Source organism: Vibrio sp. VPAP30, assembly GCF_001188205.1.
Lineage (GTDB): Bacteria > Pseudomonadota > Gammaproteobacteria > Enterobacterales > Vibrionaceae > Vibrio > Vibrio bivalvicida.
Genome location: NZ_LBLS01000026.1, coordinates 401390 through 417210, shown reverse-complemented (window position 1 = coordinate 417210; position 15821 = coordinate 401390). Strand labels below are relative to the sequence as shown.

The 15821-nt window shown below is 43.3% G+C and carries 13 protein-coding genes and 1 riboswitch; of the genes, 3 read left to right on the top strand and 10 right to left on the bottom strand.

Annotated elements, in window-relative coordinates; translation table 11 throughout:
- Positions 1–458 precede the first annotated feature (458 nt).
- Positions 459–1724, bottom strand: a complete 1266-nt coding sequence (locus ZX61_RS12310) for a RidA family protein (RefSeq protein ID WP_049844914.1) — start codon at positions 1722–1724, stop codon at positions 459–461.
- A 512-nt stretch (positions 1725–2236) separates the two neighbouring features.
- On the opposite strand from ZX61_RS12310, the gene ZX61_RS12305 reads away from it, so the two are divergent.
- Positions 2237–3037, top strand: a complete 801-nt coding sequence (locus tag ZX61_RS12305) for an acyl-CoA thioesterase (protein WP_049844913.1) — start codon at positions 2237–2239, stop codon at positions 3035–3037.
- A gap of 168 nt (positions 3038–3205) precedes the next feature.
- Here ZX61_RS12305 and ZX61_RS12300 read toward each other — a convergent pair whose 3' ends face one another.
- From ZX61_RS12300 to bla, 4 genes are all read right to left on the bottom strand, one after another.
- Positions 3206–4036 carry an MBL fold metallo-hydrolase gene (locus tag ZX61_RS12300; RefSeq protein ID WP_200904237.1) on the bottom strand — a complete coding sequence of 277 codons (831 nt, stop codon included), beginning with the start codon at positions 4034–4036 and terminating at the stop codon, positions 3206–3208.
- Positions 4037–4493: 457 nt separating this feature from the next.
- Positions 4494–4862, bottom strand: a complete 369-nt coding sequence (locus ZX61_RS12295; protein WP_049844911.1) for a hypothetical protein — start codon at positions 4860–4862, stop codon at positions 4494–4496.
- A complete protein-coding gene (locus ZX61_RS12290; RefSeq protein ID WP_049844910.1) occupies positions 4863–6122 on the bottom strand; it encodes a hypothetical protein in 1260 nt (419 codons plus the stop codon).
- Positions 6123–6371: 249 nt separating this feature from the next.
- The gene (gene bla, locus ZX61_RS12285; protein ID WP_200904241.1) at positions 6372–7241 is read right to left on the bottom strand and encodes a class A beta-lactamase; all 870 of its coding nucleotides are present in this window, start codon (positions 7239–7241) and stop codon (positions 6372–6374) included.
- A gap of 304 nt (positions 7242–7545) precedes the next feature.
- On the opposite strand from bla, the gene ZX61_RS12280 reads away from it, so the two are divergent.
- Complete coding sequence (locus tag ZX61_RS12280) at positions 7546–8388, top strand: helix-turn-helix domain-containing protein (protein ID WP_049844909.1); 843 nt, start codon at positions 7546–7548, stop codon at positions 8386–8388.
- A gap of 6 nt (positions 8389–8394) precedes the next feature.
- Here the strand turns inward: ZX61_RS12280 and ZX61_RS12275 are convergent, their stop codons facing one another.
- The 5 genes from ZX61_RS12275 to ZX61_RS12255 form a co-directional block, all read right to left on the bottom strand.
- Positions 8395–9720, bottom strand: coding sequence for an MATE family efflux transporter (locus ZX61_RS12275; protein ID WP_049844908.1), 1326 nt, complete (start codon positions 9718–9720; stop codon positions 8395–8397).
- A gap of 336 nt (positions 9721–10056) precedes the next feature.
- A complete protein-coding gene (locus ZX61_RS12270; protein WP_049844928.1) occupies positions 10057–12036 on the bottom strand; it encodes a starch-binding protein in 1980 nt (659 codons plus the stop codon).
- Between the two features lie 436 nt (positions 12037–12472).
- Positions 12473–12688 carry a DUF3820 family protein gene (locus ZX61_RS12265; RefSeq protein ID WP_049844907.1) on the bottom strand — a complete coding sequence of 72 codons (216 nt, stop codon included), beginning with the start codon at positions 12686–12688 and terminating at the stop codon, positions 12473–12475.
- Positions 12689–12700: 12 nt separating this feature from the next.
- Positions 12701–13372, bottom strand: coding sequence for a DUF3313 domain-containing protein (locus tag ZX61_RS12260; protein WP_049844906.1), 672 nt, complete (start codon positions 13370–13372; stop codon positions 12701–12703).
- Between the two features lie 95 nt (positions 13373–13467).
- A complete protein-coding gene (locus ZX61_RS12255; RefSeq protein WP_049844905.1) occupies positions 13468–13821 on the bottom strand; it encodes a helix-turn-helix domain-containing protein in 354 nt (117 codons plus the stop codon).
- Between the two features lie 371 nt (positions 13822–14192).
- A riboswitch (cyclic di-GMP riboswitch) is annotated at positions 14193–14280 on the top strand.
- A 72-nt stretch (positions 14281–14352) separates the two neighbouring features.
- Here ZX61_RS12255 and gbpA point away from each other — a divergent pair.
- Complete coding sequence (gene gbpA, locus ZX61_RS12250) at positions 14353–15810, top strand: N-acetylglucosamine-binding protein GbpA (protein ID WP_049844904.1); 1458 nt, start codon at positions 14353–14355, stop codon at positions 15808–15810.
- Positions 15811–15821 lie beyond the last annotated feature (11 nt).

Genomic DNA, 15821 nt, shown 5'->3' with positions numbered 1-15821 from the left:
TACCTTTCGTTCTCAGTGAGGTGCGTGTATCTCATGTTTTTTACTTCTTGGCGGGAGCAAACTTCATGATTATCGCATCTCACTGTTTTTATGTTCAGAGGTGTCGCACTTCGTACTTGAATCCAAGACCAATAACAGTGACGGACGTCGATTTGTAGCAGTATTAGACGATAAGCATCAACTGGTGTTAGGTCGTTGGGTAACAGAAGAGGTATTCCAGACAGGCCAAGATTTGGTTCGAAATGGACCTAAACGCCCCCACTAATAAAAATAAACAGATAATAAGCCTGCATTTATGCGGGCTTAATTTTAACTAACTTTAAACTCTCACCGATAATAACAAAAAACAAACACTATCCAATATTTCGGATAAATATCCAGTTGTCCAGTTACTATAAACAAAAAGAGACCAATTATAATTAACCAGTCTCTTATTTAATTATATTTAGAATCTATTCTTATGCGTTTGGCGGTGTGCCTTCACCGTTGGAGACCACTGCATCAATTTGTACTAGTGCACCCATAGCAATTTCTGATACACCGACAACAGTACGCGCAGGAAGCTCACGCTCAAAGTATGTCTTATACACTTCATTCACTGCTTCTAAATCTGCCATATCACGTAGTTGGATGTTGACCTTGACGATATCGTCCATCACATGATCAATACTTTCAACGATCGCTTTGATATTGTTGAGACATTGCGCAGCCTGACCTTTTGCACCACCGGAAACAAGTTGGCTCACGTTAGCTTTCATAGGTAACTGCGCTGCAATATGATTGTAGTGCGAGAAGGCGACTGTCTGAGTGTGTAGCGGGTTGATTGGTGCGTTTTCAGTGTTGTGCGCTCTGATAACAATACCGTGTCTGTCTTCAACCTCTTGCGGTGGTGTACCGTCACCGTGCGAAACAACCGCATCAATCTGAACGCGAGCGCCCATTGGTAGATCAGCCACTGAAACAAAAGTGCGCGCTGGTACGTAGCCTAAAGTACGCGCGATTGACGAATCTGGGAAGAAAGTGCTGTATGCCTCATCAACAGCTGCCATGTCAGCGAGATCTTTAAGGTAAACATTAACCTTAACAATGTCGTCGAATGGTACATCAATGCTTTCCATAATCGCTTTGATGTTTTTCAGACACTGCGCGGTTTGCTCTTGCACGCTACCTTCGACTAACTTGCCTGTTTCAGCATCGATAGGTAGTTGCGCAGAAATATTATTGTAGTGAGAAAATGCGACGGTCTGAGTCGATACAGGGCTAAATGGGGCTTTTTTGCTGTCTCTAGATAGCTTGATCAGTGCACAAGGCTCTTGAGGTGCAGTGCCTTCACCGTTTGAGATAAGTGCGTCCATTTGAACCAGAGCGTCGCCATGTGGTAGTGCGTTGACAGCTACGGTCGTGCGCGTTGGTAGCAAGTTAGGGAAGAAGGTCGAATATACCTCATCCACAGCTGCCAGATCTGAAATGTTCTTCAGGTGAACATTGATGCGAACAACGTCGTCCATGACGTGGTCAATACTTTCAACAATCGCCTTAATATTGCTTAAACATTGTTTCGCTTGGTCTTTAACATCACCGACGACAATCTCACCCGTTGTAGGGTCTAGAGGTAATTGCGCAGAAATATTGTTGTAGTGAGAGAATGCTACGCTTTGCGTAGAAAGCTCTGAAACGGGTGCATTTTCGGTGTTTCTTGAAACTTTAATAATTGCGCCACTCATGTCGATTTTTATCCTTCTATTTCACGCTAGATATAATTTATCTTGGGTAGGTTTTCGTTATTGGAATTAAAGTGACATGATAGTAAGTGAAATATTCACGGCTATTTGTGATGGCAATCAAGATCTAATTTCACTAGAAAGCCCTCTCAATCAGGATATTTAGTCATTACGAGATTAAATATCCTAATTTGCGCAGCTTAATTAGAAGATTATTTAATTTAAAGACTTAGTCTTGCGTTAAAAGTGCATACATACTCAGCTAAGATTTATCTCAATACGCAGACTTTCGTCTAAATCTGATAGCAGCTTCACAAGATTCCCTTAGCAACACCACGACACCACTTTTCACACTGCGATTTATCTCATCTCCACTGCATAAATTGTCTTGTGTCGTAGTAATCACCTTAATCGACCCTATCCGACATTTATCGCGACTACTCTTGCCATATCATTGACAAAACAGGTCTGACCAGAATAAATTTAAATAACAATTTAGCAACAAATCCCAGACCATGCATATTGACCAATTGTTACACCAAGCCAAGCATTGCATCATCAATCAAGAATCCATGACCTTTCCAGAAAGCTGGGGGCAAGGTAGAACTGCATTTGGTGGATTGTCTGCAGCTTTACTCTATGCCGCTATGAGACAGCATGTCGAAGGCAATAGACCATTACGATCATTAACAACGAACTTTGTTGGGCCTTTACTTGCCGAGACCCCTTTCACATTTGAGATTGAGCTACTCCGTGAAGGCAAAAGTGCGTCGCAGTTAGCCGCACGTATCATTCAAAACGATCAGGTCGCGGTTATTCAACAAGCTTGTTTTGGTATCGAGCGCTTTTCTGAGATTGAAGTACCGAGTCTCGACATTCATGAAATGCCATCGCCACTGTCTCTGCCAAGAGTACCAGTGATTCAGGGGGTCACTCCCAGCTTTATAGGCAACATAGACTTAGCCATAGCACAAGGTGAGATGCCCTACAGCGGTAAGATGGTTTCAGACCTATCAGGTTGGATGCGCTTTAAACATGCACCCCAAGAAATCACCGATGCGCACTTGATCTGCTTGATTGATGCGTGGCCACCAGCGGTCTTACAGATGATGAGTCAGCCTGCGCCAGCAAGTACCATGATGTGGAATCTTGAGTTCATTCACCCTCATCAACCCATGAAGCCTGACGAGTTTCTCGCGTATAAAGCGACGACACGCCAAGCGGCTAACGGGTACGCTCACTTAGAAGCGGACATTTGGGACAATTCAGGAGAACTCATCGCGATCAGTCGACAAAGTGTCGCGGTATTTAGCTAGTAGTGGCATCAGATAGCAACTTCCTACCGGAGCTTTTATATTTTGCTGTAGCTCACAATTGGACAGAAGCTTTTCAGTGACTTTGCTAATTTAGCATTTAACGGATTATCTTGGGTACCGCTAAACTTTTAACCCAGCAGCGAAGGCTACACATTATCTGAAGAATTGTTATAACCCTTTTATGTTATTCTTAGCTAAGTTTTCTTGTTGCTTAAGGAACATGAAGAAGTTTGTCTCACTAATAAATGGGTTCCCATTTGCACCTAGCTTCTCCCTGTTCTCAAATAGGTAATTTTTATGTGGATGGTTCGAAAGGTTAACGCTCACTACAGGCGGCTGGAGTGAAATCTTTCTAATTTTCTCCATACTACTTAAGAACTGTTCAATCATTTTTGGATCATTGCCACTTACGCTATGGCCACCAACGATAAAAGCACGATGTTCAGCGCCTTTATCTTTGACTGTAAAATCTAGGGAAAAATCACCTTCGGTGTGACCCGGTGTGAGATAGAACTTAAACTCATGACCACCAATAACCATAGAGGTATCGCTTTTTATCTCTATGTCTAGGGTTGGTGGAAGGAACTTATTCTCACCTTTGCTTTTGTTTGATTGCTGTATGGATAGCTCATGAGCGCTTTTAGTCATCACAACTTTAGAAGATCCATACATCTTCTGAAGCAACTGAGCGCCCCCAACATGGTCAGAATGCCCATGCGTTACCAATATGTGCGTTATTGGCTCATCTTCTAACCCTAGCTTCTCAAGATTGATAGGAATCCACTTAGAATAAGGGAAATCAAGTGTATCAATTATCACTAGTCCGTCATCTGTATCAATTGCATATGATGAAACCCATTTGTCCCCAATATAATAAACACTATCAAACATCTGAAACGGTTCTACATAACCGTTCTTATCATCCATCGTTGGAACGTCTTTGCTTGAGGAAGCAAAGACCGATGCACTGAAAAGGACACCTAATATAATTTTTTTCACGAAATCACCTGCAAACACTTACTGCTTAGTTTGAGTTCTGACCTACCAAGACACTTCTTGAGCGCTCAGCCAGTCCAAAAGGGATCTACGATTTTGATTGCAATTTATTGCATAATCAAGGCAAAAGGTACTCTATTTACTTTGTGGCCTAGCGATAGAACTACAGCATTCGGATGGGGATACAACTCTTTTTAGAAATGAGAGTTCTTGAATTGACTCTGTTGACTAAATTAATCTTATGAAATTTTGGGGTTATCCAAACAAACTTTGGGGCATTTCTGAGCTAGAAGTGCCCGCCATGAAGGTTCTGGACAAAACTATGTCAGCGTTTTTTCTAATTTGGAAAACAATCAGCAACTTCAGGTAGGACAAAGTCATTGTGAAGAGCTAGTGCGACGAGTTAGATCGCACTAGCGAACAGGCTTGGTTGAGGTGCAGATAATGTAGTTATGTTCCGTCAGAGTCCAATACCTAGACCTTTCTCGAGGATAGCCAGAAAGAAAACCATTATCCAACTCCAAAACCCCAAAGCATTCCACCACATAAAAGCCTTAAACTTTTTAGAATTCGTTGTTTCACGATGCCGAATAAAAGGATACGCAATGCAATAATTAGTAAACCGACTTCCGACATCCCAAGATGCTTGATACTCCGGTCGCATATAACCTTTATCGTCGTAATACTTATTTAAATCTTTCGCTAACTGCTTATCTATAAAAATAATGTGTTTAAAACTACCTAACGAGATCACTGGCAATACAATCACTGATGGAAAACACCAGACAATAGCAATAACACCGAAAACAACCATCAACCAATCCAACATTTATCTATTACCCAAAACGTTTTCAACCTTTTCATAAATAACATCAGCTCCCCACTTACCAGCGGTTGAGCCAGCCACACCACCGACAACACCACCTGCAACCGCGCCGCCAATTGCAGCAATCGCCAGAACAGGGGCCGAGGCTGTTACCCCAATAATTAAGGCAATACCAGAAATCGTTGCCACAGCTGCACCAGCACCGACGGATCCACCTTTAGCACCACCGACAACGCCACCAATAAATCCAGCAAACTCTCTAGTCGTCGTCTTACCACAATTCCCTGAGCCATCCACCTTACAGGCTTCATAAATGTTATCGACGCCGCTTACCGCTCCAACAGTGAGACCGATGTAACCCAAGCCTTTAGATGCTGAAATCCCAATCGCAATATTGGCAATCCTTTTCCCTAAGTCTTTCACAAACCCTTTCTTGAGAATCTCATCAGCATTATGGATCATTGATCTTGAGGAGAGGTTGAGATTACGCTTGACTTGCGTGTGAATCGGAAGTTGAACACTTCGTTTAGACAACATAGCAAACGAACCATCCAGTTTTTTAAACAAAGCGGCACGCTGTTCAAAAAATCGATCAAAATTGACATAGCCCACTTTACGCTTGGTTTCGAGATGCTTCACATGCAGAGTATTGATTTCTAACAGCACATTCTGAATATTTTTCAGATTCTGCTCGACCAACGCTGATGTTGCTCCCACCCCTGTTGCCACTTGTGCATAGTAATCTGAAGGCAACCCATCATTACGGATCCGTTCATCTAACTGATGAGAAAATAAATCAAAGTGACGATTGAGCGTGGCGACTTCTTCATCCACTAACTTGCCTAGCTCAGCACTGGCAATTTTCGCTTGTTCCAGCCATTCATCAAACAAGCGTTGATCATCAGAAGTTTTTGGCTCTCCCGTGGGTAACAAAACAATCTCGCCCTGACGCACTGGCTCATTCAAATGGGCATTGCACTGCTTAATATATTGCTTTTGATCTTCTTTGGTTTCATCTGTAAACAGACTTGCCCACAGCGCCTCTTGTGACTGTGTCACTGGCGATTGCATCCAACCAAGTTCAAAGACCTGTGCTGCTTTTTCACGTTCAGCAATGACTCTTTTTCGGTTTTCTGCCCATCGTTCTTCATCACTTTCTGAATACTTTAATTCAGTCCTGCGTTCTAGGCGTTGATGTGCTGCACGCTCTCTTGTGGTTTCTTGTCTTACTTCTGGAGCTACAGGAGCAGATTCATATCTCATGGGAGTCGGTTTTACTGATAAATAAAAAGGATGATAACAATATTTTCAATGATTTATCATTACCAGTAAAATGTACTGATGACTTCACTACCCAAAAGGTCACTTTGACAAGCCAAACAATCATAATGAAGGCTTAGAACTGATGCTCTGAACCAGGTAGTTCCGATTAGCTTGGCTGTAATCTAGTTTGTTACAGTCTAAAAGATCACCAATCTCTGAGTTTCATACTTATGACTGATAGGACTAAAACTATTGCTGTGTGCTGCCAGTAAATAGGTCGAAAATCGACTTACCGATTTCGACTATTGCCAGATTTCGCTGATCCATAGAAGCATCAGTCTGACTAACATAGATACTGACAATGATCGGCGATTTTTTATCTAGCCAAACGACCGCATTAATACTTCTCGCACCGAAGCCGCCAGCACCTGAACGGTCTGCTATTTCCCAGCCAACAGGCAATACCGAACGCAATAAGTTACCTGTCACTTCATTGCTCTTCATCCAATCTATTAATTGCGCACGGCTGTTTTCGGAAAGTACCGCCCCGAATACCAATTCATTCAAGGTGTTTGTCATGGAAATAGGTGTTGTCGTATCCCTTGGATCGTTTGGCAATGCCTCGTTTAGCTCTGGTTCAACTCGGTCTAAACGAGTGTTCTCGTCTCCGAGTTCTCTTACAAAACTTGTGATACTGTCTGTACCACCAACCGATGCAATAACAATATTTGCCGCTGTATTATCGCTTGTCAGCATCGTTGCTTGGCAAGCATCACCCAGAGTAATCTCCTTATCGATGTAAGCTTCTAAGACTGGAGAATAGGCAACAAGGCCTTCTCTATTGACCGTCACTGTCTTTTTAAGCTCAGTTGTTTTCTGGTCTGCATCATAGAGCAACTTTGCACAGGCAATTGATTTAAATGTGCTCGTCAACGGAAAGCGCTCGTCACCTCTAAAACTCCAGAGTGCTCCGGTTTCAACATTCAAAACAGCTACACCAATACGAGCGGAGAGGGTTTCTTCTTGTCGCTCTATCGCTTTCTCGACCGCAACAAAATCTGTGGTGACAGCAAACGAGAAAGAAGGCACAAGTAGGTAGAGCGTTAACAGCGGTTTTATTAATTTATTCATTTTAAACATTTATTGAGATTATTGTGGATGATTATAGTCTTTGCGATACAGGAGGTGTACACCTCGCAATTTGTCATAAGAGAATCTATCGAGAACTATTGGAGTGAGGTATCCCTTTATTAAAGCGAACCAGTCGGCCCGGTCAACGCATGTGTAAAATATTAGGAATTCACCCTAGTGGCTATTCACTCTTCACAATATGCTCATCCTAGTTTATTGACACTGAATGCAATAGAGTCAGCTTTAAGGTAAAATCGGCAAATATTCTGATTCATGGCCGAAGGAACTGCGGATGGAGCACATTCACAATGTCAAAGTCGAAAACTTCGTTGACATGTCATTTGAAGAGCATGGACACACAGCCCATCATCCAGAACACCGACTAGCCTTACTCACCAAAGGTTCTGTCGAGATGGTTTATGGTGAAAACATAAGAATTGTTGCGCCGGCCATTATCATAATACCTCCCGGAGTACCGCATAAAGCTCTAAGAGCTGAGCATGCTGATATGTACTTAGTGTCTTTTTGTATTGGCTGTTTGGGCATCAATGAAGACAGTCTATTGATGCAACCTTTTCAGCGAGTGTCAGATGGCGCTCTGCCTACAGTGCCCATTGATGCAGGTCGACTTTCTTGGTTGGTTCAAATTCTCGAAGCTTTGAGCAACGAAAGTAATCAATCAGGTGTTGAATCAACACCATTATTGCGCTCTTATCTCTCAATATTGTTCGGTGATATATACCGAGGTATGAATTTAGAGCAATACCATAACCCAATTAGTAGAATAGCCTCAGAAGCATTAAGGTTCATTAATCAAAATAGCAATTTTGCCATTTCACTGAAAGAAGTCGCAACTGCGGTTCACCGCGTCCCCTCCCATGTCGCGACCATAGTTAAAAAGGAAACCGGTTTCACTGTTGGCGAGTGGATCTGTCAGGCTAGAATAAAGAAAGCCTCTTACCGATTGTCCCACAGCACTCTATCGGTTCAAGAAATCGCCAGTGAGTTAGATTGGAAAGACATTACCCACTTCATTCGCCAATTTAAAAAAGTGACAGGGCAGACCCCTGCTCAATGGAGAAAGAAACAAGCGAAGACAACTAGCAGCAAACAAAACAAGCCGCTAGCTGGCTAACTTGAGCTACACGTACAGTTCTTTATTCTTAGATGCAATGAAAGGGAGTGAGATCAAAAATGCCACTAACTCAGCCAATGGCATCGCTAACCAAATTCCCATTATTCCTAAAAACTTTGGCAATACCATTAAGAAAAAGGTAACTAACACAATACCTCGCATTAGCGCTAAGCTAGTTGCAGTTTTCACTTGTTCTACCGATTGAAAGTAGGCTCCGAGTATCAAGTTTGCGCCCATAAAGGCCGTAGCAGGATAAAATAATAGCAATGCTTCAGTCGCAAACTCTACCTCCTCAGGGTTCACAACATTGAATAGAGTGACAATTTGACCGGCGAACAGATAAATGAAGGTGTAAGCCACCACGCCTATCACAAAAACGAATTTCAATGAAAAATTTAGCAGCTCTTCGATTCGTTGCGGTTTTTTGGCCCCGTGGTTGAAACCAAATACCGGTTGCGCAGAGAAAGCAGCACCAATAAGGAACTTCATTACCAGAAAAAGCGTGAAGTTAATTACCGCCAAAGCTGGGCCTGCCTCACTTCCACCTTGATCGATTACTGTTTTGTTAAGTAATGCAAAAGCCAAAGCACCAGAAATTTCCGAGATAAAAATAGGAAAACCTAACCCTATAATTCGCTTTTGTTCGCGATCTCGTACCCTAAACACATAATTTTCAAACGAAAGGTGTTTTTCACCAAGATAGAAATGGTACCCCATGTATATGACCGCAACAGTTTGAGAAATACCCGTTGCAATAGCAGCACCTTTTATTCCCCACTCTAAAACGAGGATGAAAAACAGATCGAGCAAGACGTTCAAAATACTCGATAAAATATTTGCATTGCGTGAAACATGGGGGGACTTGTCGTTATTGGCAAAGAAGCCAAAGCCAAATCTTAAGAAAAGCGTAGGCAAAAATATCGCCCAGTACATTAAGTATTCTTTTAGGTAAGGTTGGATATCAGCACTGGCCCCAAGTAGGCTAACCCATGAGTCGATAAACGCCAGTAATACACAAGCTAAAACGATAGAGCTCAATACAGAAAAGCTACAACTATAGTGGAAGATTCGATTGGCGGCTGCGGGTTGGTTTTCTCCTAGCTTTATCGCGACAACCATACTACTTCCAATGCCAATTAACATAGCAATAGAGATTGCAACGAACAAAAGTGGGAAGCTCATACTTATGCCCGCTAACGCCATAGTGCCAACGCCGTAACCCACAATAATGCCATCAGCTAGTTGGTAAGCCGCCATTGTGAGCATTCCGGTTAATGTTGGCCAATATAATTTAAAAAATAAGCGTTTTATCGGGTCATGTCCAAAGTCCATGTAGCACTCTCTCATCGGTAATGAATTAGACAGACACTTTACCTTCCGATGGGCATGACTAGCAGAGCTATAATTTATCAAAAATCGGCTTATCTTTAGTTTTTGTACGATGTGAAACGTATACCTACCAACAGTATGTCTTCAACTGGTTGGCACGAGTAGTAGTTCTATACGGGAGTAACTAACCTACAAGATCAGTAGTCAGATTGAAGTAATGTTGTATACATGACCAAATCTAACCCAAATTGCTGTCAATAAGATATGAATGTTCAAGCGCTCCAAAATGGAATGGAGCAAAGGCTTCCATCAGATGGTAGATAGAAGCCTTATAGTGAGTTAGTTCTGCTCGACAACTGTTATAGTTTTACTGTCGCTGTCAAAAGACACCCGATAGGTCTTGTAGTCACTGACTACATAGTCTGAGCTTGGATAAGCATCTGTCCAACTACCACTATCAATCTTAAAGCGTGCAGGGCTCTCTTCTCCATTAAATGACTGGATCGAAAAGTACTTTTTGGTTGCAGCGTCATAGCTTAGCTGAGTGAGACCCCATTGGTTAGATGTACCTCGGAAATACCATACTTCGTTACCTTCATTATTACACTGGCTGAGCGGAGCCCAAACACCAGAAAGGTAACAGAACGCGCCTTGAGATGCGGTAAGGTCAGCTGTCTGGTTAGTACCATTGTCACTAAAGATAACTTGGGCGCTACTTATCTTACTACCGAAGTCATGGCAGTAAACGCCGTTCTTGGGCTGCATTTGGACACCCGGCCAAGTGGCATTACCGATATTCGATTCACTAGCTACGTTCCAATAGTACAGAGTTGGAGAACTGAAGTTCTGCTGATTGTCAAAACAGATCTCTTGCTCTGTCGCTGGTTTTGGATCTGGCCCACAGTCTGTACATGCGTCACCCACTACAGCGCCAACATGAATGGCAGCGGCATGATCACCGGCAACAGAGAAATCCGCGTAGCCACCGCTGACTGTGATCGTCGATGGGCCTTGTGATCCAGGAGCACCAATACACTGCCCTGTCTGCTCATCATAGTTTGCCTCAATGATGTTGCAGTAGACATTATCTGGCATGCCAGTGTACAAACGTTGAGATAGATCACTGCCATAGTGCTTGTTGATCACCACATAACCTAGACCACCGCGCCCGAAGGCGATTTGGTCGTTACCGTTTTGCCACCAATCGGTAACTTTCCATTCTGCGGCCGTATGGTTTCTGAATGAGACCATGTTGGCAATTCCACGCCATTTGTGCTCACATACCCAGCTTCCGCCGTCAAAACCACAGGCATCACCTGTATGAACACCGTTGCTCGGTGGGCCTGCATCGAAGTCACCACCAAAGAAATAACCCGACATGATTTTTGGATAACCATATGGGTACGCTAGGGTAAAGATGTTTGCTAGATTATAGCCATTACCTGAGACTCCATGCCAGATTGGTCCATTGGGGTTGTGTCTCTCTTCATCATGATTGGTCACGAACGTCACTGCATCGCTACTTGAAAGCTCAAGCTCGTGTCCGATGTTGCGAAGGCTCGCAATGTCACTGTTTCTAAATGCAGGTCCCACACGTCGAGCATAATCAAACTCAGTGACATCACCGATATGCTTGTATTCGGAGGGTTTGACAGGCTCTGAGTAAGCCCCAATGACTTCTTGGAAGATGTAGGGATTACCGTTAAGTTTATTTTTGATCGCCTCAATATCGCCAGCGGGGATATGTTTTGCTGCATCAATACGGAAACCAGCGACCCCCATGCTGATCGCATCATTCATGTAGTCAGCGATCTTTTGGCGCACATACTCAGACTCAGTTTTTAGATCATTAAGCCCGACTAGGTCACAGTTTTGCACCTGCCAGCGGTTTGCATAATCAATATCTTTGCTGGTACACGTATGGAAGTCATTACTGCCATAAGGCACTTCAGGAAACGAACGGTTCCACGCCGCCATGTGGTTGATTACAGCATCAAGATAGATGTCAACACCGGCTTCTTTACATCGTTGAACCATGCTTTGAAACTGGGCTCTATCACCACTTCGGCTTTCAAACGCATAACTGACAGGTTGATAGCGTGTCCACCACTGGTTGCCAGAGATGGTTTTATTCGGTGGCGAAACTTGTACTGCAGCGAAGCCTTTTGGCCCGAGAAAAGTTTCACATTCAGTAGCAATATCTTCCCATCCCCATTCGAATAGGTGTACAAAAGCGGTTTTTGGGGTGGCAGCTTGTGCGACAGGGCTGAGAGCAAGACCAGAGCTCACAGCGAGTGCAATTAACGTTGTTCTTTTCATAGATCTCTCATTCATAAAGTTAGACACAGGCTGTTGAACACGCTGCACTTTGTAATATGGCCACTCAATCGGGGGTTGGTGTGCGCTTTGTTTGTTAGCGTTGCAGGTGTAAGGAACGTCGGGCACAGAGGAGATGCCTCCTTATTCAACAGCTATCTTAATGCTGCACAATTTTTAACCAACATGCATTTGTCTTGATTATATCTTTAATGCTAATCACTAATGGTGTGGGTAATTGAGAGCTCTCTTAGATCTGGCTCACTTAATGTGGCGAAATAATGAGCAAGACAGCGTCTAATTAGAACGTTAAACACGAACAGACAGTAAAGGGAAAGCAGCGTCAAGAAAGAAAGGAAGAAAGAGTCAGCCTGACAGGCTGACGCTTTTGCATGAAAATACCTAATATCGTGTGACAGACTGATGTTACTGTGGCGAGTCACATTCGCTTTAAAGGCTTAACCACGCTATCAAGCCCTTCGATTTTTAGTGCCAAGCATAACTTAAGTAAATCGCCTAGCTCCCCACTTGGAAAGCCTTTCTTGTCAAACCAAAGTAAGTACTCTTCGGGAAGGTCGATGAGCACTCGACCAGCGTACTTACCAAAAGGCATTTGCATTCGCGCGAGTTTAATTAGGTTTTCTTTTTCAAGCATGGTGACTTCATTCTATGGTTGTTCCCAGCCCTGTAGAGTAACACCTAATCGGTCTACCCAATAGTTGATTGCATCTTTGGCATCATCAAGCGAATCAATCATAGTAGAGAAATCTTTGTTTCCTGCCTCTCGGTCAATTGCCGCAAACAAAGGTGTGCCATCTTGTGCGTCACTGACAAGCAATTCGACGCTGGCGCTGCCAACGTTAGTATGCTCACCGGTCGTTACCTTGGAGATGGTTGAAATAGCCAAACCGAATGGTAAGACACTGCTGGTTACTGCAAGTACAGGGTTAGGGGTTTCCACATTACTTAGAGCAATACTCAGGCGAAGGGTTTGAGCCGTAGGCTTTTGCACGATCTTTCTATGAACAGAAACTTTCTCTTCAAGGCGGGCAATCATAAAATCGGTAAGCTCTTGAACCTCCTCCTGAGCTAACGAACTTTCCTCGGCAACCACGAACACCTGATCGATAACAACAGAGTCATACTCACCTAGCTTTGCTTGCAGCCTGTGCGCGTCTCTTAACCCAATACGAGCCCAAACAAGATCAACACCACCCTCTGGGCCAGGTCGGAAATCTTCATAACTGGTAAACTTGGTAGCTTGTTGAACGGGGCCACTTGCGCAACCGACAACCAACACACTCACAGTAATAAGGAGCAAAGCCTTGAAAAAGTTCATGTAACGCACTCTGGTTTTATAATATCAACCAGAATGCTATACCATATAAGGTTCAGATGTCTACCTGTATCCTATTCAAATTTATTATATTTATCTCAAGGCGTATGTACGGTATGCGCATACTCGACAATCACTTGATTTCCTTCAATATAAGCGTTTTGAATTTCACCATCGACACTCATGCGGCTTTGCAGGTAGACCACCTTTGGTCCATTTTCATTGGTCTCTTTTAGGCTTGGAACCACATTTTTAGGTTCTAGATGAAGTAAACGACAGAAGTGGCTTACAAACGACATGGTGATCGGTGTTTCGCCTCTTAATACACGAGAAAAACTCAGTTGGTTCATTCCAAGTTTTTTGGCAAATTCCATCTGTGTTAGACGCATTTTTGATTTCTTTGACATCCAGATTTGGTAGAGAGCTTCTCTATCTTTGTCGGTAAAATCCATTATGATTCCTTGTGTAGCATTTTGGGATGGATTGTCGTCGTTTTGCTACATAAGCTTGTCAGAGCTTGGTAAGTCAAAGTCAAGGCTTTGTCTGCTTAAAGTCAGTCTCGCCAGTTTTAGTGTGCCTTCCCCCCCTCTTGAATCATTCACAAAACCCATCATATAAAGGCAATAACCATTGCTATTCAATGAGTTAATGGGTAGATAACTATGTAAATAGCAAGTTAATTTTCTACAACCAATTCAGTTCGAGATTATCATTCCACATTTTTAGAATGGACTTAGCTTTTCTATTTATCATTGGCTACATTTCGCCTGCTTATACAGCATTCGGTAACTTATTACTTAATAATCATTGGAACAGTTATAAGCTGCACTTCAGGCAAACTATCCGAAAGGTTAGGACGCAAAGCCACCGGTCTGTCGATACATAATGTCTATGATAGCGGGGTTGCCATTTAGCAAGTTTTGCTAAATGTTTCGCGTGCCGGAGTGTCATCTTTTTTGTTATCCATTAGATAAGGACAAATGATGAACAAACTCCCAAACAAGTCTCTCATTGCTATCGCACTAATTAGTGCAAGCGGCGCCAGCTATGGCCATGGATACGTCTCGGCGTACGAAAATGGTGTTGCTGAAGGTCGTGCTGCTCTATGTAAGTTCCCAGCAAGTGATACCAACGAAAAAAACACTAACTGTGGCGCGATCCAATATGAACCACAAAGTGTTGAAGGGCCTGATGGCTTCCCTCAAGCAGGGCCAAAAGATGGCAAAATAGCCAGTGCTGAAACGTCACTAGCTGCAGCGCTAGATGAACAAACAGCCAATCGTTGGGTTAAGCGCCCCATCAAATCTGGTTCGCAGTACTTCGAATGGACATTCACCGCTAATCACGTGACTAAAGACTGGAAATACTACATTACCAAACCAGATTGGAATCCTAACCTACCTCTTGCACGCAGTTCATTTGATCTCACGCCTTTCTGTGTTGTAGATGGCGGCATGGTTCAGCCACCAAAACGTGTGAGCCACCTGTGTAATGTTCCAGAACGAGAGGGTTACCAAGTTGTCCTTGCGGTGTGGGATGTGGGTGATACTGCGGCATCTTTCTACAACGTAATTGATGTGAAGTTTGATGGTGATGGCCCAGTGATTCCTGATTGGAGCCAAGGTGGTCAGATTAATCCAGCGTTAGATTTGAATGTTGGTGATTCGGTTTATACCCGTGTATTTGATAACAATGGTGAAAATCCTTCGTACCGCACTGAGCTTGTCATTCAAAACGCAGAGCAAGGTAAAGCGAACAACTGGTCTTATGCACTAGCCAGTAAAATCAACCAAGAGCAGAGCCAAATTCGTTCAGGCCAGTTAAACGATCAAGGTGAATTTACACCTGTTTATGGAACCAACCCAGTCTACTTAAAAGCAGGTTCAGGACTAAACAGCGTTGAAATTGGCTATAAATTTGAAACACCCGAGCCTGATTACGATTTAGATATCGCAGGTTTACAGTCAGAATACGTGATTGGCGATTCACCGACAGAACTGGACCTAACATTGACTGTGACAGGCGACTTAACGGCTGAGTTAACTGTCTACAACCACCACCGCGAGCCTTTAGCTTCTTATTCAGAGTCGCTAAAAGACGGAGATGTTGAAAACACCACGATGACCTTGTCTAAATCCGAACCGGGTCACCATATGCTAGTCGTGGTAACGAAAGATGAACAAGGTAAAGTGCTTGATCAAAATACGTTGGATTTCCATCTTGTTGAAGATCAAACACCACCACCGGGCGACTATGATTTTGTCTTCCCTGAAGGTTTAGAAAGCTACACTTCGGGTACAAAGGTACTTGCAAGTGATGGCGCAGTTTATCAGTGTAAAGAGTTCCCTTACTCTGGTTACTGTATTCAGTGGTCCCCATCAGCCACTCAGTATGAACCGGGGGTCGGCTCTCATTGGCCATCGGCTTGGAGTAAGCTTTAGTTAACCTATAA

Excerpts from the sequence above, each read along its gene's own strand:
- ZX61_RS12310 (WP_049844914.1), bottom strand. The coding sequence starts at position 1,724 with ATGAGTGGCGCAATTATTAAAGTTTCAAGAAACACCGAAAATGCACCC.
- ZX61_RS12305 (WP_049844913.1), top strand. The coding sequence starts at position 2,237 with ATGCATATTGACCAATTGTTACACCAAGCCAAGCATTGCATCATCAAT.
- ZX61_RS12295 (WP_049844911.1), bottom strand. The coding sequence starts at position 4,862 with ATGTTGGATTGGTTGATGGTTGTTTTCGGTGTTATTGCTATTGTCTGG.
- ZX61_RS12290 (WP_049844910.1), bottom strand. The coding sequence starts at position 6,122 with ATGAGATATGAATCTGCTCCTGTAGCTCCAGAAGTAAGACAAGAAACC.
- ZX61_RS12280 (WP_049844909.1), top strand. The coding sequence starts at position 7,546 with ATGGAGCACATTCACAATGTCAAAGTCGAAAACTTCGTTGACATGTCA.
- ZX61_RS12275 (WP_049844908.1), bottom strand. The coding sequence starts at position 9,720 with ATGGACTTTGGACATGACCCGATAAAACGCTTATTTTTTAAATTATAT.
- ZX61_RS12270 (WP_049844928.1), bottom strand. The coding sequence starts at position 12,036 with ATGAAAAGAACAACGTTAATTGCACTCGCTGTGAGCTCTGGTCTTGCT.
- ZX61_RS12265 (WP_049844907.1), bottom strand. The coding sequence starts at position 12,688 with ATGCTTGAAAAAGAAAACCTAATTAAACTCGCGCGAATGCAAATGCCT.
- ZX61_RS12260 (WP_049844906.1), bottom strand. The coding sequence starts at position 13,372 with ATGAACTTTTTCAAGGCTTTGCTCCTTATTACTGTGAGTGTGTTGGTT.
- ZX61_RS12255 (WP_049844905.1), bottom strand. The coding sequence starts at position 13,821 with ATGGATTTTACCGACAAAGATAGAGAAGCTCTCTACCAAATCTGGATG.
- gbpA (WP_049844904.1), top strand. The coding sequence starts at position 14,353 with ATGAACAAACTCCCAAACAAGTCTCTCATTGCTATCGCACTAATTAGT.